The sequence below is a fragment of the Dickeya dadantii NCPPB 898 genome (genome assembly GCF_000406145.1).
GTDB lineage: Bacteria > Pseudomonadota > Gammaproteobacteria > Enterobacterales > Enterobacteriaceae > Dickeya > Dickeya dadantii.
This window is the reverse complement of sequence record NZ_CM001976.1, coordinates 613000-639578: the sequence shown is the minus strand read 5'-3', so window position 1 is coordinate 639578 and position 26579 is coordinate 613000. Positions and strand designations below refer to the sequence as shown.

Sequence of the window (26579 nt, the reverse complement as noted above, 5' to 3'; positions counted from 1 at the left end):
CACCTGTATTAAAAATAATCAGCCCTGATTCGCTTCGCCACCCTTGCTCAGAGCATTCGTCGACCTAATCAAACCATCGGGCGTTTGTCGCGTTTTAGTGTGAACAGACGATGCCCAATCGCAGAGAACATCGCACCGGTCACCACGACAAAGGCGCCGATATACCCCAGCAGATTGAGTGCCGGCGCCGCAAATACCGCAGGCCAGGCCAATGACAATAAATCCGAAAAAAACAGCGTAAACAACGGCGTCAGAGTAATGATGGTACTCACCTGCGCAGCCTGCCAGCGCGCCATGGCCTCAGCCAGCGCCCCATATCCCACCAGAGTGTTCGCGCCGCAAAACAGCAAGCAGGCCAGTTGCCAGCCTGTCAGTTGGAAAATCACCCCCGGTTTTGCCAGCGGGGTAATAAACAGTACGCAGAGTGTATACAGCAGAAAAAGCAGCTGCTGCGAAGTCAGACGACGCAGTAACACCTTTTGCGCCACGCCATAGGCCACCCATACCGTGGAAGCCGCCACCCCCAGCAATATCCCGAAGGTGTAATCCGTCAGCCGGGTAAAAAGCTCCATCAGACTATTGTTGAAAAACATCAATAATCCGCAAATCAGTACCCCAGCGCCGATAATTTGATTCAGGCGCATCTTTTCCTTGAGGATCACCACGCTGGCAACCATCAATCCCACCGTTGACAATTGTCCGATCACCTGCGATGCCGTAGGACTAAGATATTGCAAAGATGAACTGAACAGCACGAAATTGCCCAGCAACCCGCCAGTGGCGATCAACAACAGAATCCACCAGCGTTGATGATCAAATACCTTCGACGTCGGTAATGCGCCTTTGCTGTATAGGAAAATCCCCAGCCCGACGGATGCGATCAAAAAGCGGTACCAGACGATGGTATAAGGCTCCATCGCTACCAGAACCTGTTTCATCGCGATGGGTAGCGCTCCCCAGCATATGGCGGTGGTCAGCGCCAGACAAAACCCGATGACAGCATTCTGTTTCATCACATCACCTGTTTTTTATCGATTTCTTTGTTGTGCTGCGCAAACGATCGCCACCTCCATAGGAGGTGGTTTAAGGATGAAAATGTAAAAAGCCCTGCAACAAGTTGCAGGGCTTTATTATTCAACCTGATACCGAGAAATTACTCAGCGACGATGCTGATGTATTTACGGTTGTTCGGGCCTTTAACTTCGAATTTGACTTTACCGTCAGACAGAGCAAACAGGGTGTGGTCTTTACCGCAGCCTACGTTGCTGCCCGCGTGGAACTTGGTGCCACGCTGACGAACGATGATGCTGCCAGCCAGAACTGATTCACCGCCGAAGCGTTTTACGCCAAGACGTTTGCTTTCTGAGTCGCGGCCGTTACGAGTAGAACCGCCAGCTTTTTTGTGTGCCATTAATCCGCTCTCCTAAAACTTAAGCGCTGATGCCGGTGATTTTCACGTCAGTGAACCACTGACGGTGGCCAGCCTGCTTACGGTAGTGTTTACGGCGACGAAACTTAACGATTTTAACTTTCTCGCCACGACCGTGAGCAACGACTTCAGCCTTGATTTTGCCGCCGTCGACGAAAGGAACGCCGATTTTGACATCTTCACCATTGGCAACCATCAGAACCTGGTCAAACTCAATAGCTTCACCGGTTGCGATGTCCAGCTTTTCCAAGCGAACGGTCTGGCCTTCGCTTACTCGGTGTTGTTTACCACCACTTTGGAAAACCGCGTACATATAAAACTCCGCTTTCCGCGTGCTTCTTTGAATGATGTGAAGCGCGCTATAAATATTCACAATAGGGCGCGAATTCTACGCAAAAAACCTACTGATGACAAGCGTAGAATCAATCAATGTGAAGAAAAAGGATACAACCCATGAACTGCCGTTTATCTGCGCCGTTTTTCAAGTACAATCAGGCCTAACGTTCCCCTTTTCAGTGCCGACACCATCAGCATTTCACGGCAGAAACAGAAGCAATCAGCTGGCAGAAACAATGAACTTAGAGCAAATCACAGCGTTAAGCGCACAGGATATGGCCGCCGTCAACCAGACCATACTGGATCAGCTCAACTCCGACGTTGTCCTGATCAATCAGTTAGGAAATTATATCATCAGCGGTGGCGGCAAGCGTATCCGGCCTATGATTGCGGTACTCACCGCCAGGGCGCTGAACTACCAGGGTGACAAACACATTACCGTTGCCGCGCTGATTGAATTTATCCACACCGCCACGCTCCTTCACGACGATGTGGTCGACGAATCCGACATGCGTCGTGGAAAAGCTACGGCCAATGCCGCGTTCGGCAATGCCGCCAGCGTGCTGGTAGGCGATTTCATTTATACCCGCGCCTTTCAGATGATGACTAGCCTGGCCTCGCTGCGCGTCATGTCGGTGATGTCCGATGCCGTTAACGTCATCGCGGAAGGCGAAGTGCTCCAGCTCATGAACTGCAACGATCCGGACATTACCGAAGACAGTTACATGCGGGTAATTTACAGCAAAACGGCCCGGCTGTTCGAAGCGGCGGCGCAGGCATCCGCCATTTTGTCGGGCGCCAGCAGCGAGCAGGAACTGGCTTTACAGGACTACGGCCGTTACCTCGGCACCGCTTTCCAGTTGATTGACGATTTGCTCGATTACAGCGCCGACGGCAAAACGCTGGGGAAAAATACCGGCGACGACCTGAATGAAGGTAAGCCCACGTTGCCGTTGCTGCATGCCATGCATCACGGCAACGAAGAGCAGCGCACCATGATCCGTCAGGCGATCGAAGAAGGTAATGGTCGCCATTTGCTGGAACCCGTGCTGGCGGCCATGCAATCCTGCGGCTCTCTGACTTACACCCGACAGAGAGCCGAAGAAGAAGCCGACAAGGCTATTACCGCTATTCAATGCCTGCCTGCCAGTGATTTTCGCACCGCGCTGGAAGGCCTGGCTCATCTCGCAGTACAACGCGATTTTTGAGTCATTCGCCCTTGTTTTTGTACTCCTGCGGCCCGCTTTCCAGGCGGGCCAGCATTCCCATCGCCCCTTCGCGCAGAATATGCCCGATCAGTCGGGTACGCTCTTCCACGGAAAGCTGGTGATAAATCTGTATCCAGGTGGACTCCTGAACCGTTGCCGGTTTCGCGGCGTAGTCGGGCGGTGTTTCCTGCATAAGGCTGGTTTTCACCGCCTCCGGTAAGCTCCAGATGGCATATTCGACGCCTTTACCCTGAACGCCTCTGCGACGCCGTTTCTCCCAGCCATGTTCCTTTGCTCTTTTATTGAGCCCCTGACGAGATTTCGGCAACCCTGCCACGCCTAACAATTCATTGGTGGTAAACCATGCCTTTTCCATCATCATTCTCCCTTTCATTTCTTTCCTGATACGAATACGCAACCAGATGACTAAAACAGCAATTAGGTTTCCATATAATAGACTAATTTTATTCAAACCACTAATGCAATAGTGTTAAAGGTAGCATTACTTACGATCGGGAAAGTTCCACAGAAAGAAATCAGGTGAGGAGAAAGAGAGGGGAAGCCATTCCACAATAGAGAAAATCGGGAATGGCTGAGTCACTTAATCAGAAAAATCTTTTATCAAAGTTGCACTTGCCGTATTGGCAAGACCCAGCTGTTTCAACGTGGAAGACACGCCTTCGCGCATGATATACGCAATCAGTTTTTCCCGTTCCGGAACAGATAGCTGGTGGTAAATCTGGATCCAGACCGACAGCATGTCTGACGGCTTTGCCGAATATTCACCTGACGTTTCCTGCATCAGCAGTGTTTGCTGAACAGACTGAGGCAAGCTATGGATAGAATATTCTACCCCTCGTCCTTGTACACCTTTACGGCGACGCTTTTCCCAACCATCTTCTCGGGCTCGCTTATTCAATCCTTGCCGTGATTTAGGGAGTCCGCCAATACCAACCAATTCGCTGGTCGCAAACCACTCTTTTTTCATGTCCTTTTCATCCCGATAGTGATACTCGTTACCTATTCAGATCCATTTGGAAATTAATTTGGAAATATTAAGGAAATTGGTGCTATATTATTTCCAAATAATGGCTTTTGGTTAGCGAAACCATTCACCATGAGCCGTTAGTTATACCATTAATACGCTGTCGTCTTAATAGCAATAAGGGAAGGATTATGAATTCAAGGAAAAATGACTGGCATCCCGCCGATATTATTGCGGCACTGAGAAAGAAAGGGACAACGCTCGCAGCCGTATCACGAGCCGCCGGGTTGAGTTCTTCCACGCTGGCCAATGCGTTATCTCGCCCATGGCCGAAGGGCGAATGGTTAATAGCTGACGCGCTGGGCATTCATCCATCGGAAATATGGCCCAGCCGTTATTATGATCCTGAAACACAGGAACTACTCGACCGCAAAAAACTGATCCGCCCGCCGTCTGATCCGCAATCCGAATAATGTTTCCGGAAAAAGAAAGGCCGGAGAATATACTCCGGCCTTATTAACGGCATTTGTCACACCAAGGTGATTATTTCTTGTTAACGAACTCTTCGCCCAGCGCGATATCCTGTTTCAGGGTATCCAGCATGCTAACCAGAGACTGCTGTTCAAACGCGCTCAAAGTACCGATGTCTTTACGCTCAGCAACGCCGTTTTTGCCCAGCAACAGCGGTTGGGCAAAGAAACGGGCGTGCTTGCCGTCGCCTTCCACGTAAGCGCACTCGACCACGCCGCTTTCGCCCTGCAGAGCATGAACCAGAGACAGACCAAAGCGTGCTGCGGCCTGGCCCATGGACAGGGTTGCCGACCCGCCGCCGGCTTTCGCTTCCACGACTTCGGTACCTGCATTCTGAATACGTTTGGTCAGATCAGCCGCTTCCTGCTCGGTGAAGCTCACGCCCGGAATCTGTGACAGCAACGGCAGGATGGTAACGCCGGAGTGGCCGCCGATAACCGGTACGTCAATGGCCTGCGGCTGTTTGCCTTTCAGTTCGGCGACAAAAGTACTGGAACGGACAATGTCCAGCGTCGTGACGCCAAACAGTTTGTCTTTGTTATATACGCCGGCCTGCTTCAGCACTTCGGCAGCAATCGCCACCGTGGTATTGACCGGATTGGTGATAATACCGATACAAGCGGTAGGGCAAGTACGGGCAATTTGCGAAACCAGGTTACGCACAATCCCTGCGTTCACGTTAAACAGATCGGAACGATCCATCCCCGGCTTACGGGCCACCCCGGCAGACATCAGTACAATATCCGCGCCTTCCAGAGCAGGGGTAGCATCTTCACCGCTGAAACCTTTGATTTTCACATCGGTGGGAATATGGCTCAGATCGACAGCCACACCCGGCGTAACGGGGGCGATATCATAAAGAGAGAGCTCTGAACCTGAAGGAAGCTGGGTTTTGAGGAGAAGGGCAAGGGCTTGACCAATACCACCAGCGGCTCCGAGAACTGCAACTTTCATCCTAAACTCCTTATTATGTTAAGTAAAATTACCGTGGATGCGTTTAGTTAAAAACGTTTATGCTCGCGAGAGAAGCCAGGCGTCAGACCTGTTTTCAGAGGGCCACTACATAGGTCCGCAGCGAAAAATAGGCACGCAGCGATAACGCACTATGTGATTAATAATAAACTAACAATCTGCCCGATATCTGAAAGGTAATTAAAGTAACAGGCAATTGCGGTGCGCCCCGGCATAAGCCCACGACTGATTAACGGGTGTGTTACATTACACCGACCATCAGCCTCCAAACAACATCATTTTGATAACATTTATTTTACTTTTATGTGATGAAGAGCACGTTTTTTGACACCCTGGTAAAGTATTGCCCCGCCGCACATGAAGTCCGATGTCTCAGGCCAACAATCCGGTTTTATACGCGCTCATATTGCATAAAAATTCATTCAAATGCATAATGGCCGCATGTTCTACTTTTTCCCGGACACGGTGCAGAATGCGTAACTCTACGAAACAAGAAGACTTGGTTAAGGCGTTCAAGGCGCTGTTAAAAGAAGAGAAATTCAGCTCGCAAAGCGAGATTGTGCAAGCGCTGCAGGACGATGGTTTCGAGAACATCAACCAGTCCAAAGTATCCCGCATGTTGACCAAGTTTGGCGCGGTGCGTACCCGCAACGCGAAGATGGAGATGGTTTACTGTCTGCCTGCCGAACTGGGTGTTCCCACCACCACTAGCCCGCTGAAAAACCTGGTGCTGGACGTCGATTACAACGACGCGGTGGTCGTGATTCACACCAGCCCCGGCGCTGCGCAGTTGATCGCCCGCCTGCTGGACTCACTGGGCAAATCGGAAGGAATTCTCGGCACCATCGCCGGCGACGATACCATTTTTACCACGCCAGCCCGGGGCTTCAGTGTCAAACAGTTGTATGAAGCAATACTGGTATTGTTTGAACAGGAACTGTAATGCTTCTCCGCCCCGTCATCCGTTTGAGGTGGAATAGCCAGACCATCACAACGCCGGTAATTCGGCCAGCGGCCAACGCGGCCGAACCGTGATGCCAAGCTCATCCGTCACGCCCTGGGCAAGGCGAACCGCTCCCGCATAAGCAATCATGGCGCCGTTATCGGTACAGAATTCAGGGCGGGCATAGAACACGTCGCCGCCTCGTTTCGCCATGATGTCCGCCAGCCGCTGGCGCAATGTCCGGTTGGCGCTCACGCCGCCAGCCATTACCAGCCGGCTGAACCCGGTCTCGTCAAGCGCTCGCCGGCATTTGATGGCTAGCGTATCCACCACCGCATCTTCGAACGCTCGCGCGATATCCGCCTGCGTTTGCGGATCGCTGCCGTTTTCACGGATAGTATTGGCGGCGAACGTCTTCAGCCCGGAGAAACTAAAATCCAGACCGGGTCGATCAGTCATCGGCCGGGGGAAAACAAAGCGACCGGCATGCCCGCCTTGTGCCATTTTCGACAGCAACGGCCCACCCGGATAATCCAGCCCCAGCAGCTTGGCGGTTTTATCGAACGCCTCGCCGGCCGCATCATCGATAGACTCACCCAGCAAACGGTATTCGCCAATACCGGTAACGCTGATCAACTGGGTATGACCGCCGGACACCAGCAACGCGACAAACGGAAACGCCGGCGGGTTGTCTTCCAGCATCGGCGCCAGCAAGTGCCCTTCCATGTGATGCACCGGTATGGCCGGCACATTCCAGGCGAACGCCAGCGAGCGCCCTACCGTTGCACCGACCAGCAGCGCCCCCACCAGACCCGGGCCGGCCGTATAAGCGACGCCATCGATATCGCCGTGCTGTAGCCCGGCTTCTTCCAGCGCCGCCTGAATCAGTGGCACGGTTTTGCGAACATGATCGCGAGAGGCCAGCTCAGGCACCACGCCGCCATAATCGGCATGCAATTTCACCTGGCTATAAAGCTGATTCGCCAGTAGTCCGGCCTGCGTGTCATAAATCGCGACCCCGGTTTCATCGCAGGATGTTTCAATACCCAATACGCGCATTGCTGTTTTCACTCTCGTTTACATTTACGGCGGCCCGCCACGGCTGCTTGATTCAGGCGGGGCATAGTCTATCATAAGCCAGTCCACAGACGAGCGAACCGGCGCCGCGCGTTTTATGATCGCTGACGCACTTTACAAACGCGCCACAGTTGCAGTAGAATTCCGCACCATTTTGAAAAGGCTGGCACAAGGCCAGCAGCAAACCGAATTTACTAAGGTGAGAGGCACATGCCGGTAATTAAAGTACGTGAAAACGAGCCGTTCGACGTCGCTCTGCGTCGTTTCAAGCGTTCCTGCGAAAAAGCGGGTGTTTTGGCTGAAGTTCGTCGTCGTGAGTTCTATGAAAAACCGACTACCGAACGTAAACGCGCCAAAGCTTCTGCTGTGAAACGTCACGCCAAGAAGCTGGCTCGAGAAAACGCACGCCGCACTCGTCTGTATTAATTTTCTGGAGGTGTATCCTCCACCGCGTGATTAATCCGCAGACTTAGCAGTTGCATACGAAGGCCGTGCTTTCCGAAAGGAATGCGCGGCTTATTGTCGTTTATAAACGTATATAGATAAGGGGCTTATGGCTGGACGTATTCCCCGCGTATTTATTAATGACCTGCTGGCTCGCACCGACATCGTTGACCTGATCGATGCGCGCGTCAAACTGAAAAAGCAGGGCAAGAATTATCACGCGTGTTGCCCGTTCCACCACGAGAAAACCCCTTCGTTCACCGTTAACGGTGACAAGCAGTTCTACCATTGCTTCGGCTGCGGCGCCCACGGCAACGCGATCGATTTCCTGATGAATTATGACCGTCTGGAATTTGTTGAAAGCATTGAAGAACTGGCAGCGATGCACGGCCTGGAAGTCCCTTACGAAGCAGGCACCGGTCCGACCCAGCTCGAACGCCACCAGCGGCAAAGTTTATACGAGCTGATGGAACAATTAAGCGCTTTTTACCAACATACCCTGAACCAACCTGCGGGTACGCCGGCCAGAGAGTATCTGTCCAGACGCGGCCTGAGTGATGAGGTGATCCGGCAATTCGCTATCGGATGTACGCCACCGGGGTGGGACAATGCGTTAAAGCGCTTCGGGCGCAGCAGCGAAAACCGGACCACGTTGACCGACGCCGGCATGCTGGTGACCAACGATAACGGCCGTACTTACGACCGTTTCCGCGATCGGGTGATGTTCCCGATCCGCGACAAGCGTGGGCGGGTTATCGCTTTTGGCGGTCGGGTGATGGGCGACGGTATGCCCAAGTACCTGAACTCGCCGGAAACCGAGATTTTTCACAAAGGCCGACAGCTGTACGGCCTGTACGAAGCGCAACAGAAAAATCCGGAATTGAAGCGACTGTTGGTGGTTGAAGGTTACATGGATGTGGTCGCGTTAGCTCAGTTTGGCATCGATTACGCGGTGGCTTCGCTAGGAACATCAACGACGGCGGACCACATCCAGCTGTTGTTTCGCGCTACCGATCAGGTGGTGTGTTGTTACGATGGCGACCGCGCCGGACGCGACGCCGCCTGGCGCGCGCTGGAAACCGCGCTACCCTATCTGGATGACGGTCGGCAGTTACGCTTTATGTTCCTGCCCGACGGCGAAGACCCGGATACGCTGGTGCGTCAGGAAGGCAAGGCGGCGTTCGAGCAACGCATCGAGCAGGCGATGCCGCTGTCGGCGTTTTTGTTCGACTCGCTACTGCAGCAGGTGGACATGAGCACCCCGGACGGGCGCGCCAAGCTCAGTACGCTGGCTCTACCCCTAATTGGGCAGGTGCCGGGCGAAACGTTGCGATTATACTTACGTCAACAACTTGGCAATAAACTGGGGCTGTTGGACGACAGCCAGCTGGACCGCCTGCTGCCGAAAGCGGCGGAGCAAACATCGTCCTACCAGCCTCCACGGCTAAAAGTCACAACTATGCGTATACTGATAGGACTTTTAGTACAAAATCCGAGGCTGTCCGCCGAGGTGCCGGAACTGGCGCTCAACGGTGTGGAAGAGAACAAGGTTGCAGGGCTGGAACTGTTTCTGGATCTGGTGAAAACCTGCAATGAAAGCCCAGGCATGAACATGGGACTGCTGCTGGAAAAATATCGCGAAAGTAAATATCGCAAGCAGCTTGAAACCCTGGCCTCCTGGGACCATATGATTGAAGAGGAAGAGCTCGAAGAAAAATTCAGGGTCAGCCTGGCCGAGCTCTACGACCAGTTGCTACAGCTGCGGATGGACACGCTAATCGCCCGCGAGAGAACGCATGGGCTGAGTACGAACGAGCGCAAGGAACTGTGGTCGCTGCAACTGGCGCTAACACGAAAAAACTGATTTCCCGCGGCTTAATTGCCGATAAATAGTAGGGTCGAGCCCTACAGCGTGCCGCTACGGGGGCTGCGGCGATAAGAAAAATTCCCCTAATGTTATTGTTAGCGACTTACGCTGACCGACACCAACCCCAATATTCTGAAGTGTGGATACCGTCTTATGGAGCAAAACCCGCAGTCACAGCTCAAGCTACTTGTCACCCGTGGTAAGGAGCAAGGCTACCTGACCTATGCCGAGGTCAATGACCATCTGCCGGAAGATATCATCGACTCCGATCAGATCGAAGACATCATCCAGATGATTAACGACATGGGCATCCAGGTGATGGAAGAAGCGCCGGATGCCGATGATCTGATGCTGGCTGAAAATACCGCCGATGAAGATGCTGCCGAAGCAGCGGCGCAGGTATTGTCCAGCGTTGAATCTGAGATTGGCCGCACGACCGATCCGGTCCGTATGTACATGCGTGAGATGGGTACCGTCGAACTGCTGACCCGTGAAGGGGAAATCGATATCGCCAAGCGAATCGAAGACGGTATCAATCAGGTGCAGTGCTCTGTTGCCGAGTATCCGGAAGCCATCACCTATCTGTTGGATCAATACGATCGCGTCGAAGCGGGAGAAAGCCGCCTGTCCGATCTGATCACCGGCTTTGTTGATCCCAACGCCGAAGAAGATCTGGCGCCGAACACCACGCCCGAAAACGCCGAGCTGGCCGGCGACGGCATGGATGACGACGACGAAAACGAAGAAGACGAAGAAGACGATACCGACGATGACAACAGCATCGACCCGGAGCTGGCGCGTCAGAAATTCACCGAGCTGCGCGATCAGTATGAAGCGACCCGCGTAAGCATCAAGGCGCATGGCCGCAGCCACCCGACCGCTATTGATGAAATCAACAAGCTGTCTGAAGTGTTCAAGCAGTTCCGTCTGGTGCCGAAGCAGTTTGACCTGCTGGTGAACAACATGCGCGCCATGATGGACCGCGTGCGTGCGCAGGAACGCCAGATCATGAAACTGTGCGTTGAACTGTGCAAAATGCCGAAGAAAAACTTCGTGACGCTGTTCACCGGCAATGAAACCAACCGCAAGTGGTTCGATGCCGCGCTTTCCATGGGGAAACCCTGGTGTGAAAAACTGCGCGAAGTGGAAGACGACGTGCATCGCAGCCTGCAGAAATTGCAGCAGATCGAAGAAGAAACCGGCCTGACTATTGAACAAGTCAAAGACATCAACCGTCGTATGTCGATTGGCGAAGCCAAGGCGCGTCGCGCCAAGAAAGAGATGGTGGAAGCGAACCTGCGTCTGGTTATCTCGATCGCCAAGAAATACACCAACCGCGGCCTGCAATTCCTGGATCTGATTCAGGAAGGCAACATCGGCCTGATGAAAGCGGTAGACAAGTTCGAATATCGCCGCGGCTACAAGTTCTCCACCTACGCTACCTGGTGGATTCGTCAGGCGATTACCCGCTCCATCGCGGATCAGGCGCGCACCATCCGTATCCCGGTGCACATGATTGAGACTATCAACAAACTCAATCGTATTTCCCGCCAGATGCTGCAGGAAATGGGCCGCGAGCCGACGCCGGAAGAACTGGCAGAGCGTATGCTGATGCCGGAAGACAAGATCCGCAAGGTACTGAAGATCGCCAAAGAGCCGATCTCTATGGAAACCCCGATCGGTGACGATGAAGATTCGCATCTGGGGGATTTCATCGAAGATACCACGCTGGAGCTGCCGCTGGATTCCGCCACCTCGGAAAGCCTGCGTTCCGCCACCCACGACGTGTTGGCCGGGCTGACCGCACGCGAAGCCAAGGTACTGCGTATGCGTTTCGGTATCGACATGAATACCGACCATACGCTGGAAGAAGTCGGCAAACAGTTCGACGTAACCCGTGAGCGTATTCGTCAGATCGAAGCGAAAGCGCTGCGTAAACTGCGTCACCCGAGCCGCTCTGAAGTATTACGTAGCTTCCTGGACGATTAATAAGATTTTTTATTGAATCAGTGCTGCCAACCCCCGGTCCTGACCGGGGGTTTTTATTTCTCATATCAGTGGAGACTTGCGGCATCACGCCTGACCGACATACTCTGTGTCCCCTGCCCTTACCCACGATTACTGCCCATTCCCACCGCAAATATAATGAATTTTTAATAATAACAATCGGCTAAGTACTGGATACAAAACAACCATATGGCCGCCAGACTATAGACCCCACTAGCCGGATTACCTATAATCAACATCCACTTGGCCCCTTAGCTCAGTGGTTAGAGCAGGCGACTCATAATCGCTTGGTCGTTGGTTCAAACCCAACAGGGGCCACCAAATTTCAGCAGTAAAATCATATGATTAAGCCACCTCTTTAGCGGTGACTTTTTTATTTTTCAGGAGATAGCGTCCCCTTTTTGTCCCCTGAACTGACGATCATGTGGCATATGATTAGGTTTTTGGGTCAAACAGTTTGAGTCAAACAGGATGTGGTCTATGACTTACACATCCCTTCGACGGATAACCGCTATCTCAATTTGACGACCACCTTACCTTTCGCTCGCCCAGTTTCAACATAGGCCAGCGCATCTGCCGTTGCATCAAACGGAAAGACCCGGTCCACCACCGGCCTGATGACGCCTGACGCAATGAGAGCGCTAATGCCATCAAGCTGCTCTCCGCTGGCCCGCATAAAGACAAACGCGTAGCTCACCCCCTTCTGCTTCGCCAGCTTCCTGATACGGCGGCTCAGGAAACGCATCACCTGTTTCAGCCCCCATGACAGCCCCTGTTCTGTCGCAAACTCCGGTGCGGGCGGGCCAGATATAGAGATGAGCTGACCGCCGGGTTTCAACACCCGCAGCGATTTTTCCAGCACATCATTACCCAAACTGTTCAGCACCACATCGTAGCCGTGCAGTACGGTTTCAAAATCCTGCTTCCTGTAGTCAATGACCACATCCGCCCCCAGCGCTTTTACCCATTCAACGTTACTCGTGCCGGTGGTGGTGGCGACGAAAGCGCCGAGATGTTTGGCGAGCTGGATAGCGATGGCGCCCACGCCGCCGGAACCGGCATGAATCAGCACTTTCTGCCCTTTCTTCAACGTTGCGGTTTCAACCAATACTTGCCAGGCCGTCAGGCTGACCAGCGGAAGAGAAGCCGCTTCTTCCATGCTGAGGTTGCCAGGTTTCAGCGCCAGAGAATCCTCTTTGACGGCGATAAATTCGGCAAAGGTGCCGATACGTTCCTGGTCTGGCCGTGCGTACACCTCATCGCCCGGTCTGAATCGCGTTACCTTCGGCCCGACGCGAACGACCACGCCTGCCACATCGTTTCCCAACACCAACGGCAAGCGATATGGCAGAATTAGCCGGAACTCGCCTTTGCTGATTTTTGCATCAAGTAGATTGACGCCGGCAGCATGAACCTGAATCAAGACGTCATCGCCCCGTAGTTCCGGCTCTGGCATCTCGCCAATTCGTCCGCTGCTTCTGCGGCCATAGCGATCGATAATGAACGCCTTCATAATGTGTTGATCTCCAGAATGATTACCTACTAACGGCATGCCCACCCGCGGTTATCGGTATGAATGACGGAAAGAAAAGCCAGTGCGAGTAAGACTTCTAACACGACAGCCGGCAGGATCCCGCGATTGGCGTGCCCTGCAATAAACTCCCCCACCCCAAGCGCTGCAAGTATCATGCAAGTACTCACGACACCCTTCATCAGGGATGAGCGGGCTGGCGATGGCGCTACATTTCTGGCCAGGAAGAACATGACGCCGACTCCGGCATACAGCGCGGCTGAACGCCGACTGACCAGCCCCGCCGAACTGGTGAAATCAACGCCCCAACTGGCCAGCATCAGGTCCGGTACCGACATCCAGGCAACGGCGAGAACGAAGAACAGCAGCGCCGACAAGATAGCCAGAGGACGGAATCTGAATGATAAGACGGTCATACGCTGACTTCCTAAGCATCAAGCTGAAGACTCTTACGAATGCCGGAATCCAGCACACCCGCCGGTGCAAACCGACGCAGCAGGCTCAAGCGGGTCGCCGTTGAACCTGCCGTATAGCGAAGTTTCGGACGTTTCGCGCGGGCGGCTTTTAGCACCACCTCGGCTACCACAACCGGTTCATCTGCGCTCACCATTGCCAACTTCACCACGTTTTCCAGCGCCCGGCGTACCGAGGCGTATTCATCCAGCACCGCATCCGGCGGCACGTTGTTGGACTCGAACTGCGTTTTGGTATAGGCAGGCTCAATGACCGAAACCCGGATACCGCGCGTACGTAGCTCATGATCCAGCGCTTCTGAATAGCCCTCGACCGCATGCTTGCTGGCCGCGTAAAGCGCCACATAAGGCATCGGTACGACGCCAAGAATGGAACCGATGTTGATGATGCGGCCGCCGCCCTGTTGGCGCATGTGGGGCACCACGGCGCGGGTCATGCGGACAACCCCAAGGAAATTAGTGTCGAAGATCGCCTTAGCCTGTTCGATGGAGCTTTCTTCCGCGCCTGCCGGGCTGAGCCCAAAACCGGCGTTATTCACCAGTAGATCGATACGCCCTTCCCGACGCAGCAGTTCGCTGACGGCCGCATCGACCGATTCATCGCTGGTCACATCCAGCGCCAGCAGCTCAAACCGCCGGTGACCAGCCTGAGAGCCTCGTCGGCTGGTGCCGTATACCTTATAGCCGGCCTGAACCAGCCGTTCCGCGGTAGCTTCACCGATGCCCGATGAGGCGCCGGTAACCAGCGCGATGGGTTTATTTGATGTCATAAAATACCTTGTCTATTGGTTCGTCATCAGGCTGTCTGTTGCCTGAGTAAATAAAACCGGCGCGCTGCGGACGCAATTCATTATCGGCGTATGCATCAGTCGATAACGTGCGGCAGAATGCGCCGGTGCGAACCCCGGCAGCATAGCTTGCCGGGTGTGTTGATAGGTCGCCCATTGCCCGAATTCGTGGAGCGACGGGATGGTTACCGGTTCGCGGCGATCAAAACCAACCAGCGCGGTATCCACCAGTTCCTCTACTGCCATCACCTCGGGAAGCGTATTAATATCAGTGCCTGAGCACTCCCCAATCTCCGTGTACGTCACGTCAGGAAGCACAGCCTGAACGTAGACACCTCTGGGAGCCAGCTCAAGACTGAGTCCCTGAGACAGAAACAGCACGAATGCCTTGGTCGCGCCATAAACGGTCAACCCGAACTCCGGTGCCATGCCGATCACTGAGCCAATATTGATGATGGCTCCCCCACCTACCTCCGCCAGCCGTGGGGCAATCGCGCTGGTAAGCCGGACAAGCGCCGTCGTGTTGAGTGTGACCAACCGCTCGACATCGTCCGCCTCCTGTTCAATGAAGTTCCCACCGATATTCATCTCCGCGTTATTCACGAGGATCCCAATACGACTGTCTTCGCGCAGTCGCGCCTCCACCACAGCAAGATCGTCGGATCGGGTCAGATCAGCCGACAGAACATCGACAGTGATGCCATTCTTCTGGCTCAGATCGGTTGCCAGGGCATCCATGCGTACATGATCGCGAGCAACCAGCACCAGATCATGGCCACGGCTGGCGAAACGTTCGGCATAGACAGCGCCAATGCCGGATGAAGCGTCGGTAATGAGAACCGAAGGAGTCGTTGTCATACGTTTGCTCTTTTGTCAGGGCGATATAGATGATGATCATCATGCTTGCAATAGATGATGTATGACATATATTATAAATGTCAATCGACATTTATAATGTGAGGGTTAGCAACATGCACTACACCACGTTTGGCCGTAACACCGGTTTACGCGTATCCGAGCTGGCGCTCGGCACAGGCAACTTTGGTACCCGTTGGGGCTATGGTTCGGAAAAAGAAGAGGCAAAGCAGGTATTTGATCGTTATACCAATGCTGGCGGCAACTTTATCGATACGGCTGATGCCTATCAGTTCGGCCAGTCTGAGCAGATGGTCGGGGAGTTCATCGCCGCCGATCGCGATCACTTTGTCGTCGCGACGAAATACACCCTAAGCGCGATGCCGGACGCGGGCATCTCTCAAACCGGCAACAGCCGTAAGAACATGATTTCGTCGGTGGAAAACAGTCTTAAGCGACTGAAAACCGACCGTATTGATATACTGTGGGCACATTTTGACGACCAGTTAACCCCGCTGGAAGAGATCGTTCGCACCTTTGATGACCTGATCCGCGCAGGGAAAATCCAGTATGCCGGGCTATCCAATTTCCCGGCCTGGCGTATCGCCCGGGCAGACACGATGGCGGAACTGCGTGGCTGGTCGCGTATTGCCGGTATTCAGGTGGAATACAGCCTGGCACAGCGCACCGCTGAGCGGGAACTGCTGCCGATGGCGGAAGCGCTGGGGCTGGCGGCAACGCTTTGGTCTCCGCTGGGCGGCGGTCTGTTGACAGGAAAATACCGCCACAGCAGTGAAGGTCGCCTGCAGGGATTTGGCGGCAGGCTGGTGCACATCGAGCGGGATACCACGCTGCTGGATGAAGTCATCGCAGTGTCACAAGAACAACAGCGGCAACCGTTGCACATTGCCATTGCCTGGCTGCGGCAGAAAGCGGCCCATTCCAGCACCAGTCTGATCCCTATTTTGGGTTCCCGTACCCTGAATCAGTTGGATGATACTCTGGTGGCACTGGAGGTGACGCTAAGTGATGAACAGATGGCGCGCCTTGATAACGCCAGCGCCGTCTCACTCGGAACCCCGCACGATCAAATAGCAGGCAGTCTGCCCCGCGCTCAGGGCGGCGACACCGCGCGCATCGCCGCGCTACGACCGCCACGCGCCTGAGCCGTTTGATCATTATTGATGAAAGGCATCATCTATTGAGTCTGCTATTTTCATACACTAAGATGATGCCTGCCCGGTGATGAGGAGAAAGCAATGGCCCGTGTATCAAAACAGCAGATGGAGCGAAACCGCGAAGAAATCATCCACGTTTCTTCGCAGCTCTTTCGTGAACGCGGCCTGAACGGCGTCAGTGTGAATGACTTGATGGCGGCAGCGGGATTAACCCACGGTGGCTTCTATGGACACTTTGCTTCCAAGGATGAGCTAGTCGCAATTGCCAGCCGTAAGACGTTTGAAGACGTCAACATACAATGGCACGCAATCAGTCAACAGCCGGGGAAAAACAATCTGCACACACTGGTAGAAAGCTACCTGTCTGCCAGCCACCGTGATGACGTCAAGGACGGATGCGCAATCACCGCGTTAGCCAGTGATGTCGCTCGGGAAAGTGAAGAAAAACCAGTACGTGAGGTGTATCTCAATGGCGTGAAAGCCATGCTGGACAGGCTAGAGTCCCTTGCCGATACGCAAGACGACGAGCAGCGCAGGCAACAGGCGCTGACACAGACAGTCCTGTTAGTCGGCGCATTGATGCTGGCGCGCGCAACCGCCGGGGACCCGTTGTCGGATGAATTTCTCGCGGCGGCCAAAAAAGCGCTGCTGGGTGACGCGTAGCACGTCGCTCTGTCACCTCGCAGCTACCTCATACTCCTCATACTCCGCATCCAACAGCGTAAAATCATACTGTCGCTGCGAGGAGAGAATCACCCGCCGGTCTTTGGTGACGAAAATGGCTTCGATATGCGGTAACCGCGACAGGTACGCCAGCCCCTTTTCCACCCCCAGACCGTAAATCAGGGTGGTGTAGATGTCGCCGTCGATGGAGGCATCGGAAATGATGGTCACGCTGAACAATTCGTTATCCAGCGGGTAACCGGTTTTCGGGTCGAGAATATGGTGATACAGGCGGCCGTCGCACTCGAAATAACGCTCGTAAATGCCGGACGTCACCACCGATTTGTTCGCCACGTGAACCATGCCGATAAGCGCGCCGTTGTCGCCAAACGGTTTTTGCACGCCGACCGACCAGGCCGTCTGGCCGCCGTTCTGCGGTCTGCCAAGCGCCAGCACGTTGCCGCCCAGATTGATCAACGCATGATAGACATGATGCTGGTACAGGAATTGCCTGACGACATCGGCGATATACCCTTTGGCGATCGCCCCCAGATCGATTTCCATTCCTGTCTTTTCCAGCCATACCGAACGATGCTGCGCATTGAGCACGACGTGGTGCGGGTCGGTCAGCGCCAGTAACGCCCGCAATTCGTCAGCGGGTGGCACGCTGTGGCCCTGAAAGCCGATTTTCCAGCGTTTCACCACCGGTCCGATGGTGAAATTGAAGCAACTGTCGTCCAGCAGGCTGACCTCTCTGGCGCGCTTAATCAGATTGAACAGCGGCTGACTGACGACGACCGGGTGTTTACCTGCCGCATGGTTGATATCCATGACCTCGGAGTCGGCCCGGTTAACGGTCAACGCATCCTCCAGTTGTTTAATGCGACCAAACACCTGCGAGGCCAGATGTTCATTCGGCTCAAACAATTTGAGAAGAATCGGCGACCCCATGAGTACGGTGGAATAGGCGTAAACCCGATCGTCTGGCGGCATGGCGGATAACCCCGGAAGAGAAGCGAATCATGCCTGCGTCAGAAAGGCTTCTGACGCAGGCTGGCGTTAATTACAGCTGTACGTAGGATGCCGCGTTACGGCCCGCCTGAATACCAAAAACGATGATATCGGCGACGGCGTTGCCGCCGATGCGGTTGCCGCCGTGGATGCCGCCCACCACTTCACCGGCGGCGAAAGCGCCCCGGATTACCCGTTTCTTGTTATCCAGCACCGCGGTATCGGTGTTGATCACCACGCCGCCCATGGTGTGATGCACGCCGGGCGCGATGCGGATAGCGTAGAACGGCCCCTGATTGATGGGATGACGCAACGCGGTTTTACGGCCGAAGTCGTCGTCATGCTGTTTTTCGACAAACTGGTTATAGCGCTCCAGCGTCGCCAGCAAAGCGTGAGAGTCGATAGCCAGCTTGTCCGCCAGCTCGCGCGGAGAAGACCCACTCACCACAAAACCGCGAGACAGATACTCGTCCGCCGCCTTGTTTTTGGTTCTCACTTGCTCATCAAACAGGATATAGGCGTACTTCTCCGGCAGGTTGATGATCGCCGCCGATACCTTGTCGCGGGTTTCCATCTCGTTAAAGAAGCGATGCCCCTGCTGGTTCACCAGAATCGCGCCGCCGCCGCGAATGGATTCGGAGATCAGGTAAGACGTGGTTTGCTCGACCGTCGGGTGGATCTGAATTTCCCCCAGATCGACGGTATCGGCGCCCACTTTCTCCAGAATCGCGATACCGCTGCCGGTGGCGCCTTTATGGTTGGTGGTGACAAAGCCGTCCAGATCCGGGCGATACTTCACCACCATCTCACGGTTGGCGCTGAACCCGCCGGTGGCGACCACCACGCCTTTGGTGGCGATGATCAGCTGTTCATGGTCTTCGTTGAGCACCCGTACACCGGTAATCGCGCCGGCTTCATGGACGATATCAACTACCGACGTCTCCAGCATCACGTCGATATTGCGCTTGTTGATATTCTTCACCAGACCGCTGATCAGGAAGCCGCCGACCGCCGAGCCATCCGCCGGTCGATGGGTGCGATCCACGCTCATGCCGCCGGTAATGGTAATGTCGTTCAATTCGATGCCGCGCTCCGCCAGCCATTCGATCGCCATCGGCGCACCTTCCACGAATCGTTTCAGCAAATCGGGATTATTTTTTAGCTTACCGCCTTTCAGGGTCTCCTCGTAGAAGCGCTGCTTGTCGTCTACGATGCCTTTTATTTTCTGGAAGCGAGTTCCCGCCGCGTTCATGCCCACGGAAGCCTTGATGGTATTGCCGCCGATGCTCGACATCTTCTCGACAATCAGCACTTTGGCGCCGTCATCACACGCCTGAATCGCCGCGGCCAGACCGGCGCCGCCGCTGCCGATCACCACCACGTCGTAACGCTGCATATCCGCCGGGTCGCCGCCTTCCGCCATGATCGCCGCTTTGCAGGACTTGGCCAGCGCTTTGGACACCGCTTTTTTCACCGCTTCGCTTTGGGTAGTGGCGCCGGTGACCGCATCTACGTGCGGGCTGTTGGCGTCAAGAATGCGGGAACGGATAACCTCGAAGCTGCTGACGAAATCGGTATTCAGCTGCGGATTCGGCTCCAGCGTCACATCGGCGATGCGGTCCGTTTCCAGGCTGACGTTGATCACCAGTTCGCCGGCGTCGTCCTGCACTTTTTCCTGGAAGACGCCCGCCTTGAATTTTTTCGACGACAGGCTCATGTCGCGGATCATCGCTTCCACCAGCGAGAAACGCCACAGCGGTTCCGGGATGGTCAGGGCTTCACGTTGGGTGCTGTCGATAAACAGGTCGATCTTCTGCTGATTGATGAGGCGATCGGCCCAGTCCGGATAGGCGATACAGGCTTTCCCCACCGCCACCAGATCGTAACCGTGCTCCAGCGCCGCGTCGGCATCCGCTTTATTCACCACGCCGCCGACGCCGATAACCGGCACCTTCGCCAGCATGTCAGAGCGCATGGCGACATATTTGCCAATCAACGGGGTGGGATCGGTGGTATCGACGATGGACGAGCGCAGGGTGTACCCCATTGAGAAATGCAGATAATCCAGCCCGCGCGCCGCCAGTTTTTCCAGCAGGTACAGGGTGTCGTCAAACCGGATGCCCGGCTCTTCGATTTCCTCCGGCGAGAAACGATAGCCGATGATGAAAGACGCATCCGCATACTGACGCGCCATCTGGTGGGTGATTTCCAGCACGGCGAGCGGGAATCTGGCGCGGTTGTCGCGGCTGCCGCCCCATTCGTCGGTGCGCTGGTTGGAGTTCGGGGAGTAAAACTGCTGAATCAGGTAGGTATTGGCGCCGTGGATTTCCACGCCGTCGAAACCGGCTTCAATGGCCCGGCGCACCCCTTCGCCAAATTTGGCGATCATGGCTTCCACCTCTTCGCCCGTCAGCGCGATGGGAACCGCCGCCCCTTCCCGCGGCGCGGCGACGACGCTCGGCCCGACCGGCGACCGGCCGCCAATCAGTTTCGGCTCCACCATGCGGCCGCCGTGGTAAATCTGCAGGATGGCTTTCGAGCCTTTCTCCTTGATGGCCGACGCGACCTTCGCCAGCCCGGCGACCTTGTCGTCGTTGTCGATGCCTATCGCGCCCGGAAACGCCAGCCCTTTATCGTCGATAAAGCAGCACTCCACGATCACCGCGCCGATGCTGCCGGCACGCACCTGATAGTACTCCACCAGCTCTTTGGTGACGGTGCCGTCATAAAAGCCGGTACAGGTGGTCATGGGCGCCATCAGGAGACGATTTTTAAGCTCGACGCCATTGGGCAAGGTAAACGGACTGAGTACCTGGTTATTAACGCTCATAGTAGAGACTCCATAAATTACCAATGTTTTATATGCTTTAAATTTGTTATCGGTTTATTGTTTTTGATTTTGCTTAGCGGGCCGATGTCATAACGTTAATATGATTGCCTTTTTAGTTTATAAATAATCAAATTAGTTAATTAACTAATATTCCACTATTATGTCATCGCAATGTTTAAAGCGTGGTACAAGGGAAAATAATTTATTCACATTTATTTAAAATAAAGTAACGCTTTATTCACCTAAATAATATTCGTTCCCGACAGGCGTAATGGACGCAACCAGCATGGTTCCACACCCACAAAAACCTCATAAAAAACAAGGATAAGATGAGGATTATCAGTACGGTAAAAATATGACGAGTAGTACTTAAAAAATAAAACACCGGTTCATAATTATGCCCCGTAAAATAAAAACCCTCTTATGGGGATTAACATAAAATCATGAGGGTTCATATCCCGACGCTTTATTTTATCTGCCCTGTTCCCACAATAAAATGCCGACGCTACCGTGACACTTTTCCATAAAAACCCATCGACTAAGGCGAAATACCGTAGCCACGCATGAATACTTCTCGCAGATGGCTCCGACCCCGAAAGCCAGACTCACGAGCGATGATATCCGGCAACAGGCGGCTTTGCGCAACGCTCCATCGAAGGGCAGCGGTTCTATCTGGTGGCAACAAATACGGAAGGTGGCTGCCCGAATTGTTTGCTAAATGCCGTGCTGTAAGCACTGTGACTGTCGTAACCACTCGCCAGCGCCACCTGGGTGATCGGCATTCCTTGCATCAATAGCGTGAGTGATGACATTAACCGCAACTGCTGACGCCATCTGCCGAAGGTCATGCCAGTCGACTGGAGAAAGCGCCGGTGAAAGGTCTTATCGCCCATTGACAGCCGGTTAGCCCACTGTGTAGCGGTAGCGGCATCGCCGGGGTTATCCAACAGCGTTTGGCACACACGCAGCATCGGGTTGTTCTCCCCCATCGGCCACGGTAGATGCAGTGGAAGAACTGGCTGGGTATGCAGTTCTTCCACCAGCAGCGCACCGAGCAGACGCATGCGCCGGGAAGACGCAGTCGGGTCGTCGACTCGGCTCAACGCCATAATCAACTCACGCAGCAGACCCGAGACATGCACGACGCAGTCGACCGTCGGCAGACGATCGAAAACCTCCTCACGCACGAACAAACCGCATGCTTGCAGCGAAACGGGGACAACTAGCCGGTGTGCCACCCCCGGCCGCAACCAGACTGCCGCCGTGGGCGGCACCAGCCACTGACCACTTTCGGCTTCCACACGCAACAGGCCGCGATCCGCATAGATCACATGACCATACGGATGATGATGCAAAGGCACGACATGGCCTGCGGGGTAATGCACGGCGACACCAAATACTGGCAGACCACAGGCTTCGCCAGCACTCAGATCAAGCGCATGACCGCCGTCTTGGGGAGAAGAGAAACTCATGTCCGTGTATTTTGTCCAAACTGATAAAGGATTTGTCTATTTTTATGTAGATAGACTAAACGTGCAAGACCTAGAATCGGTGGTAAATCACTCAACAGGGTCTATTGCTCTCATGACTACACTTGCCCTCTCGCAACGACTACTACCGCTGATTTCCGGTCGGGGTCGGCGCGCGCGTGTTCGTGCCATGACCCATCCTGATTCCCCCTGACCCCGACCGTCGTCAGCTTGTCCCAGGCCAGGGGAGTCGGGTATCAACGATTCCTTTGGAGTGTTTTTCATGCTGATCGATCCTTCCCAGAAATACCGCCCGGCCCCGCTGGTCAATCTTGTCGATCGTCAATGGCCGTCACGTACCCTGACACAAGCCCCCATCTGGTTGTCCACCGACTTACGCGATGGCAATCAGGCGCTGTTTGAACCCATGAACCGCGAGCGCAAGCTGCGCTTGTTCCATGAACTGGTACGCCTTGGTTTCAAGGAAATTGAAGTGGGCTTTCCCGCCGCCTCGCGTACGGATTTCGAGATAGTGCGCCACCTGATTGACACAGAACAGATTCCCGAAGACGTCACCCCGATGGTCATGACGCAATTGCGCGAGGACCTGATCGCCGAAACGGTACGCTGTGTGGCTGGCGCACGGCGTGTCATCGTACATTTCTACAATGCCATTGCTCCCGTCTGGCGCGAAACCGTGTTCGGCATGAGCGTGCCGCAGATTATCGACATGGTGGAACGCCACATTGCGCTGTTCAAACGGCTAACGGCAGCCCACCCGGAAACCGAGTGGGTCTTGCAATACTCACCCGAGACCTTCTGCATGGCCGAGCTGGACGTTTCACTGTCCGTCTGCAACGCCGCCATTCACGCCTGGGATGCCGGGCCACAACGAACGATGATCATCAATCTGCCAACCACGGTTGAAGTTTCTACGCCTAACGTCTTCGCCGACCAAATCGAATGGATGGATCGGCGGCTGGCACGGCGTGAGCACATTGTGCTGTCGGTGCATCCACACAACGACAGGGGGACGGGCGTTGCCTGTGCCGAACAGGCTCTGCTGGCTGGTGCGCAGCGTGTCGAAGGTTGTCTGTTTGGCAATGGCGAGCGCAGCGGCAACGTCGATGTCGTCACGCTAGCGTTGAACCTGTATACGCAGGGTATTGCGCCGGGTTTGGATTTCTCTGACATTGCGGCGGTTGCTCGTGTCGCCGAAGAATGTACCGCGCTGCCCATTCACCCACGTCACCCGTATGTAGGCGACCTGGTCTTCACGGCCTTTTCCGGCTCGCATCAGGATGCCATCGCCAAGGGTTTCGCCGCACAATACTCACAACTCGCACAACAGGCCGACAGGCCGTGGTGCGTGCCGTATCTGCCGATTGACCCCAAGGACCTCGGGCGTACTTACGACAGCATCGTGCGCGTCAATAGCCAGTCGGGGAAAGGCGGTATCGCGTTCTTGCTACAACGCGACCACGGCATCGTCATGCCGCGTCGAATGCAGGTAGAGTTCAGCACTATCGTACAAGCGCTGGCCGACGCCAGCGAAACGGAACTGGCCAGCGAGCAAATATGGGCGCTGTTCGAACGCACATACCTTGTTCCGATGCAAGAACAACCCGGCTTTATCTATCGCCACCACCGCCTGTTCGATCATACCGACGGACAAGGTATCGCACTGGAACTGGTTCATACGGATAGCGACGTCAGGGTTGTCGAGGGAACAGGCAACGGCCCGATTGCCGCGACGGTGGCAGCGCTGGGCTTACCGCTACGCATAGACAGCTATGAAGAACGCAGCCTGGGCGCGGGCTCCAACGCGGTAGCACTGGCGATTGTCGAAGCGGCCATACCCGGTGTACCCGGTTCACGCTTTGGCGTAGGCCGACATACGAACATCACTACCGCGTCGATTCTGGCAGTACTGAGCGCAGCAGCCCGCTTCTCTGCGGACATGGCGGCAGTTGACTGACCGGGACACCGATGACCAGATGACGACCACATAGGGTACACCCCTATGTGGTCTTTACCGGTCTTTCAACGCGCGCCTATCGACAAGTATTACGGCGTCGGCAACAGAAACGCTTTGAACTGCGGCGTCATCATCGCCTCGAATCCCTTATCGGTTTTGGTAATTAAATAGACCGCCAAGCCCTGCTGCTCCGCCAGTTTCAACGCCTTTTCGGTGCCCAGCACCATCAGCCCGGTGTCCCAGCCGTCCGCCTCCAGCGCGGTTCTGGCAATCACGGTGGCGGAAACCAACTGATGCGTAATCGGCCGGCCGGTGGCCGGGTCAATGACATGGGAATAGCGTTTGCCGTCTTGCTCGAAATAGTTGCGATAGCTGCCGGAGGTACTGATACCGTAGCCTTGCAGATCGACGGCTGCCTGAATGGCGTTCTCCTTGTCGGTGGGTTTTTGAATCGCCACCCGCCAGGGCTGCCCCTGCCCGTTGACGCCGCGACTGGAAATCGCGCCGCCCACCGAAACCAGATAGTTGGTGATACCTTTGCGGGTCATCAGTTGCGCCAACAGGTCCGCGCCGTACCCCTCACCCAGCGTGGAGAGATCCACATACAGGCCCGGAAGATCTTTCTGCAACCATTCGCCCTGATGATCGCTGATTAGGCGAAGATGGTTCAGCCCGACTTTACGCCGCGCCTCATCAATCTGCTGCTGGCTGGGAATCGCTACCGGCTGCTTCTGCGGCCCAAATCCCCACAGGTTGACCAGCGGCCCCACGGTGATATCCATCGCCCCGCCCGTCGCCCGGCCGATACGCTGCGCGGCCAGAATGATATCCGCCATGCCATTGCTGATCGGCTGCGGGTCCGTGCCGGTGTCGCGGTTAAAGCGGGACAACACCGAGTCGTTACGATAGGTGGAAATCTCGTTGTTGGCCTGCTCCAGCAAGGCATCGATCTCCTGCTGTAATTGCTGACTTGTTTCCGGCAACGCCCCGCTGATCTTCACGCTGTAGAAGGTGCCCATGGTTTTGCCTTCAAACGTGGTAAACGGGCGAGAAACGTCCACTGTCGTTTCTTGCTTACAGGCGCTCAGTACGCTGATGAAACCGAGAAAAAGGACAGATTTGAGGGCGAAAGACGCCATGAGCCGCACTCCATGAATCACAATTGACGCGCTATTGATAGAGCAAGAGTGGGCGATTGAAAAGTGCTGATGGGAAAAAACCTGTCTGAACGCAAGAGATTCCGCCAAAAGTGATGTATTTCCCGGCAGGCAACGAAAACAGGGCGCGTCAGTTGACGCGCCCTGTTGATATCAGGCCAGGATTTATTGCGCTGCTTTCGGCGGCACCGGCTCTTTCTGGTGTTTGGCGAAGTTGTCGTTGAACTGTTTTTTCTGTTCCGGCGTCAACACGTTGTACATCTTGTTCTGGATTTCCAGACGTTTCAGCATATGCGCTTTGCCGGCTTCGGCCATTTTATTGACTACGCCTTCCGCCTTGGTTTTATCAAAGCTGTCGGCCGCAATCAGGCTGTGCCATTCAGTACGCGTCTCAGCCGAAGGCCGTTCGCGGTCCTTTTTGGCGTTCTCCATGATGTCGCGCATTTTCTGACGCTGCTCATCGGTCAGATTCAGCCCTTTAAACATCATGTCATGTTCCATGCCGCGCTCACCACGCTCGCCGTCATGATGTTTCATCATATGCGCGCCCTGATCCGGCGGGGTATTATCCTGAGCGTAGGAGAAGCCGACGCTACCCAGCGCCAGCGCAGAGGCAATCACAATCGCAGTTAATTTAGACATAAGACCTTCCTTCACGTTACGGTTTTAATTATTAACGCACCGGAATGCGTCAACCTTTGCGATGCAGTATAGGCCGGGGAATTTCAGTTAACCGGGGGCTAGGGTAAAGCTTTGCAAGGGAGATATTCACAATTGCGCCAATTGTGGAGAAAGCGGAAATATTCCGTAAGAGGCCGTTCAGGCGAAAGAGGAATAATAGCGATCC

The 26579-nt window shown here is 54.7% G+C and carries 25 protein-coding genes and 1 tRNA gene; 10 read left to right on the top strand and 16 right to left on the bottom strand.

Features of this window, described 5'->3' with window-relative positions; translation table 11 throughout:
• Nucleotides 1-68: 68 nt before the first annotated feature.
• The 3 genes from DDA898_RS03400 to rplU form a co-directional block, all read right to left on the bottom strand.
• Entirely contained in the window at nt 69-1013 is a 945-nt protein-coding gene (locus DDA898_RS03400; protein ID WP_013316309.1) for a DMT family transporter, read from the bottom strand.
• A 140-nt stretch (nt 1014-1153) separates the two neighbouring features.
• Entirely contained in the window at nt 1154-1411 is a 258-nt protein-coding gene (rpmA, locus tag DDA898_RS03395) for a 50S ribosomal protein L27 (protein ID WP_012771136.1), read from the bottom strand.
• Between the two features lie 19 nt (nt 1412-1430).
• A complete protein-coding gene (gene rplU, locus DDA898_RS03390) occupies nt 1431-1742 on the bottom strand; it encodes a 50S ribosomal protein L21 (RefSeq protein WP_013316308.1) in 312 nt (103 codons plus the stop codon).
• Nucleotides 1743-2001: 259 nt separating this feature from the next.
• Here rplU and ispB point away from each other — a divergent pair, with 259 nt between their 5' ends.
• Complete coding sequence (ispB, locus tag DDA898_RS03385) at nt 2002-2973, top strand: octaprenyl diphosphate synthase (RefSeq protein WP_013316307.1); 972 nt, start codon at nt 2002-2004, stop codon at nt 2971-2973.
• Nucleotide 2974: 1 nt separating this feature from the next.
• On the opposite strand, the gene DDA898_RS03380 is transcribed toward ispB, so the two are convergent.
• Together DDA898_RS03380 and DDA898_RS03375 are read right to left on the bottom strand one after the other, a co-directional pair.
• Nucleotides 2975-3349, bottom strand: a complete 375-nt coding sequence (locus DDA898_RS03380) for a DNA-binding protein (RefSeq protein WP_038912413.1) — start codon at nt 3347-3349, stop codon at nt 2975-2977.
• 225 nt (nt 3350-3574) lie between these two features.
• The gene (locus DDA898_RS03375; protein WP_013316305.1) at nt 3575-3961 is read right to left on the bottom strand and encodes a DNA-binding protein; all 387 of its coding nucleotides are present in this window, start codon (nt 3959-3961) and stop codon (nt 3575-3577) included.
• Nucleotides 3962-4149: 188 nt separating this feature from the next.
• On the opposite strand from DDA898_RS03375, the gene DDA898_RS21995 reads away from it, so the two are divergent.
• Nucleotides 4150-4431 (top strand): helix-turn-helix domain-containing protein, encoded by a 282-nt coding sequence (locus tag DDA898_RS21995; protein WP_013316304.1) that lies wholly within the window; start codon nt 4150-4152, stop codon nt 4429-4431.
• A gap of 70 nt (nt 4432-4501) precedes the next feature.
• Here the strand turns inward: DDA898_RS21995 and mdh are convergent, their stop codons facing one another.
• Nucleotides 4502-5443, bottom strand: a complete 942-nt coding sequence (gene mdh, locus DDA898_RS03370; protein ID WP_038910219.1) for a malate dehydrogenase — start codon at nt 5441-5443, stop codon at nt 4502-4504.
• A 490-nt stretch (nt 5444-5933) separates the two neighbouring features.
• Here mdh and argR point away from each other — a divergent pair, with 490 nt between their 5' ends.
• Nucleotides 5934-6404: a transcriptional regulator ArgR gene (argR, locus tag DDA898_RS03365; RefSeq protein ID WP_013316302.1), complete on the top strand. Its 471-nt coding sequence runs from the start codon at nt 5934-5936 to the stop codon at nt 6402-6404.
• 45 nt (nt 6405-6449) lie between these two features.
• Here argR and tsaD read toward each other — a convergent pair whose 3' ends face one another.
• Nucleotides 6450-7463 carry a tRNA (adenosine(37)-N6)-threonylcarbamoyltransferase complex transferase subunit TsaD gene (tsaD, locus tag DDA898_RS03360; RefSeq protein ID WP_013316301.1) on the bottom strand — a complete coding sequence of 338 codons (1014 nt, stop codon included), beginning with the start codon at nt 7461-7463 and terminating at the stop codon, nt 6450-6452.
• A 228-nt stretch (nt 7464-7691) separates the two neighbouring features.
• Here tsaD and rpsU point away from each other — a divergent pair, with 228 nt between their 5' ends.
• From rpsU to DDA898_RS03340, 4 genes are all read left to right on the top strand, one after another.
• The gene (gene rpsU / locus DDA898_RS03355) at nt 7692-7907 is read left to right on the top strand and encodes a 30S ribosomal protein S21 (protein ID WP_001144069.1); all 216 of its coding nucleotides are present in this window, start codon (nt 7692-7694) and stop codon (nt 7905-7907) included.
• 127 nt (nt 7908-8034) lie between these two features.
• On the top strand, nt 8035-9789 hold the full coding sequence (dnaG, locus tag DDA898_RS03350) for a DNA primase (protein WP_013316300.1): 1755 nt from the start codon (nt 8035-8037) through the stop codon (nt 9787-9789).
• A gap of 156 nt (nt 9790-9945) precedes the next feature.
• Entirely contained in the window at nt 9946-11781 is a 1836-nt protein-coding gene (gene rpoD, locus DDA898_RS03345) for an RNA polymerase sigma factor RpoD (RefSeq protein ID WP_038900258.1), read from the top strand.
• Nucleotides 11782-12044: 263 nt separating this feature from the next.
• Nucleotides 12045-12120 (top strand) — tRNA-Ile (locus DDA898_RS03340).
• Between the two features lie 190 nt (nt 12121-12310).
• Here DDA898_RS03340 and DDA898_RS03335 read toward each other — a convergent pair.
• From DDA898_RS03335 to DDA898_RS03320, 4 genes are read right to left on the bottom strand one after another with little or no spacing between them, the layout of a single operon-like run.
• Entirely contained in the window at nt 12311-13312 is a 1002-nt protein-coding gene (locus DDA898_RS03335; RefSeq protein WP_038910218.1) for an NADP-dependent oxidoreductase, read from the bottom strand.
• Nucleotides 13313-13341: 29 nt separating this feature from the next.
• Nucleotides 13342-13746: a hypothetical protein gene (locus DDA898_RS03330; RefSeq protein WP_038910217.1), complete on the bottom strand. Its 405-nt coding sequence runs from the start codon at nt 13744-13746 to the stop codon at nt 13342-13344.
• Nucleotides 13747-13757: 11 nt separating this feature from the next.
• A complete protein-coding gene (locus DDA898_RS03325; RefSeq protein WP_038910216.1) occupies nt 13758-14573 on the bottom strand; it encodes an oxidoreductase in 816 nt (271 codons plus the stop codon).
• Nucleotides 14574-14585: 12 nt separating this feature from the next.
• Entirely contained in the window at nt 14586-15449 is an 864-nt protein-coding gene (locus tag DDA898_RS03320; protein ID WP_038910215.1) for an SDR family NAD(P)-dependent oxidoreductase, read from the bottom strand.
• A gap of 113 nt (nt 15450-15562) precedes the next feature.
• Here DDA898_RS03320 and DDA898_RS03315 point away from each other — a divergent pair, with 113 nt between their 5' ends.
• Nucleotides 15563-16612, top strand: a complete 1050-nt coding sequence (locus DDA898_RS03315) for an aldo/keto reductase (RefSeq protein ID WP_038910214.1) — start codon at nt 15563-15565, stop codon at nt 16610-16612.
• A 93-nt stretch (nt 16613-16705) separates the two neighbouring features.
• A complete protein-coding gene (locus DDA898_RS03310) occupies nt 16706-17287 on the top strand; it encodes a TetR/AcrR family transcriptional regulator (RefSeq protein ID WP_038910213.1) in 582 nt (193 codons plus the stop codon).
• Between the two features lie 12 nt (nt 17288-17299).
• Here the strand turns inward: DDA898_RS03310 and DDA898_RS03305 are convergent, their stop codons facing one another.
• From DDA898_RS03305 to DDA898_RS03295, 3 genes are all read right to left on the bottom strand, one after another.
• On the bottom strand, nt 17300-18280 hold the full coding sequence (locus DDA898_RS03305) for an FAD:protein FMN transferase (protein ID WP_038910212.1): 981 nt from the start codon (nt 18278-18280) through the stop codon (nt 17300-17302).
• 70 nt (nt 18281-18350) lie between these two features.
• Nucleotides 18351-21128, bottom strand: a complete 2778-nt coding sequence (locus DDA898_RS03300) for a flavocytochrome c (protein ID WP_038910211.1) — start codon at nt 21126-21128, stop codon at nt 18351-18353.
• Nucleotides 21129-21796: 668 nt separating this feature from the next.
• Nucleotides 21797-22513 carry an AraC family transcriptional regulator gene (locus DDA898_RS03295; protein WP_236616702.1) on the bottom strand — a complete coding sequence of 239 codons (717 nt, stop codon included), beginning with the start codon at nt 22511-22513 and terminating at the stop codon, nt 21797-21799.
• A 367-nt stretch (nt 22514-22880) separates the two neighbouring features.
• On the opposite strand from DDA898_RS03295, the gene DDA898_RS03290 reads away from it, so the two are divergent.
• Complete coding sequence (locus DDA898_RS03290; protein WP_038912412.1) at nt 22881-24575, top strand: 2-isopropylmalate synthase; 1695 nt, start codon at nt 22881-22883, stop codon at nt 24573-24575.
• A gap of 89 nt (nt 24576-24664) precedes the next feature.
• Here the strand turns inward: DDA898_RS03290 and apbE are convergent, their stop codons facing one another.
• Nucleotides 24665-25714, bottom strand: coding sequence for an FAD:protein FMN transferase ApbE (gene apbE / locus DDA898_RS03285; protein ID WP_038910208.1), 1050 nt, complete (start codon nt 25712-25714; stop codon nt 24665-24667).
• Between the two features lie 183 nt (nt 25715-25897).
• On the bottom strand, nt 25898-26374 hold the full coding sequence (gene spy / locus DDA898_RS03280; RefSeq protein WP_038900246.1) for an ATP-independent periplasmic protein-refolding chaperone Spy: 477 nt from the start codon (nt 26372-26374) through the stop codon (nt 25898-25900).
• Between the last annotated feature and the right edge of the window lie 205 nt (nt 26375-26579).

Coding starts and splice junctions, on each gene's coding strand:
- DDA898_RS03380 (WP_038912413.1), bottom strand. CDS start 3,349: ATGGAAAAGGCATGGTTTACCACCAATGAATTGTTAGGCGTGGCAGGG.
- ispB (WP_013316307.1), top strand. CDS start 2,002: ATGAACTTAGAGCAAATCACAGCGTTAAGCGCACAGGATATGGCCGCC.
- rpoD (WP_038900258.1), top strand. CDS start 9,946: ATGGAGCAAAACCCGCAGTCACAGCTCAAGCTACTTGTCACCCGTGGT.
- apbE (WP_038910208.1), bottom strand. CDS start 25,714: ATGGCGTCTTTCGCCCTCAAATCTGTCCTTTTTCTCGGTTTCATCAGC.
- DDA898_RS03305 (WP_038910212.1), bottom strand. CDS start 18,280: ATGCCGCCAGACGATCGGGTTTACGCCTATTCCACCGTACTCATGGGG.
- DDA898_RS03400 (WP_013316309.1), bottom strand. CDS start 1,013: ATGAAACAGAATGCTGTCATCGGGTTTTGTCTGGCGCTGACCACCGCC.
- rplU (WP_013316308.1), bottom strand. CDS start 1,742: ATGTACGCGGTTTTCCAAAGTGGTGGTAAACAACACCGAGTAAGCGAA.
- DDA898_RS03320 (WP_038910215.1), bottom strand. CDS start 15,449: ATGACAACGACTCCTTCGGTTCTCATTACCGACGCTTCATCCGGCATT.
- DDA898_RS21995 (WP_013316304.1), top strand. CDS start 4,150: ATGAATTCAAGGAAAAATGACTGGCATCCCGCCGATATTATTGCGGCA.
- dnaG (WP_013316300.1), top strand. CDS start 8,035: ATGGCTGGACGTATTCCCCGCGTATTTATTAATGACCTGCTGGCTCGC.
- DDA898_RS03335 (WP_038910218.1), bottom strand. CDS start 13,312: ATGAAGGCGTTCATTATCGATCGCTATGGCCGCAGAAGCAGCGGACGA.
- DDA898_RS03290 (WP_038912412.1), top strand. CDS start 22,881: ATGCTGATCGATCCTTCCCAGAAATACCGCCCGGCCCCGCTGGTCAAT.
- mdh (WP_038910219.1), bottom strand. CDS start 5,443: ATGAAAGTTGCAGTTCTCGGAGCCGCTGGTGGTATTGGTCAAGCCCTT.
- DDA898_RS03325 (WP_038910216.1), bottom strand. CDS start 14,573: ATGACATCAAATAAACCCATCGCGCTGGTTACCGGCGCCTCATCGGGC.
- argR (WP_013316302.1), top strand. CDS start 5,934: ATGCGTAACTCTACGAAACAAGAAGACTTGGTTAAGGCGTTCAAGGCG.
- rpsU (WP_001144069.1), top strand. CDS start 7,692: ATGCCGGTAATTAAAGTACGTGAAAACGAGCCGTTCGACGTCGCTCTG.
- rpmA (WP_012771136.1), bottom strand. CDS start 1,411: ATGGCACACAAAAAAGCTGGCGGTTCTACTCGTAACGGCCGCGACTCA.
- DDA898_RS03375 (WP_013316305.1), bottom strand. CDS start 3,961: ATGAAAAAAGAGTGGTTTGCGACCAGCGAATTGGTTGGTATTGGCGGA.
- DDA898_RS03315 (WP_038910214.1), top strand. CDS start 15,563: ATGCACTACACCACGTTTGGCCGTAACACCGGTTTACGCGTATCCGAG.
- DDA898_RS03300 (WP_038910211.1), bottom strand. CDS start 21,128: ATGAGCGTTAATAACCAGGTACTCAGTCCGTTTACCTTGCCCAATGGC.
- DDA898_RS03310 (WP_038910213.1), top strand. CDS start 16,706: ATGGCCCGTGTATCAAAACAGCAGATGGAGCGAAACCGCGAAGAAATC.
- spy (WP_038900246.1), bottom strand. CDS start 26,374: ATGTCTAAATTAACTGCGATTGTGATTGCCTCTGCGCTGGCGCTGGGT.
- tsaD (WP_013316301.1), bottom strand. CDS start 7,463: ATGCGCGTATTGGGTATTGAAACATCCTGCGATGAAACCGGGGTCGCG.
- DDA898_RS03330 (WP_038910217.1), bottom strand. CDS start 13,746: ATGACCGTCTTATCATTCAGATTCCGTCCTCTGGCTATCTTGTCGGCG.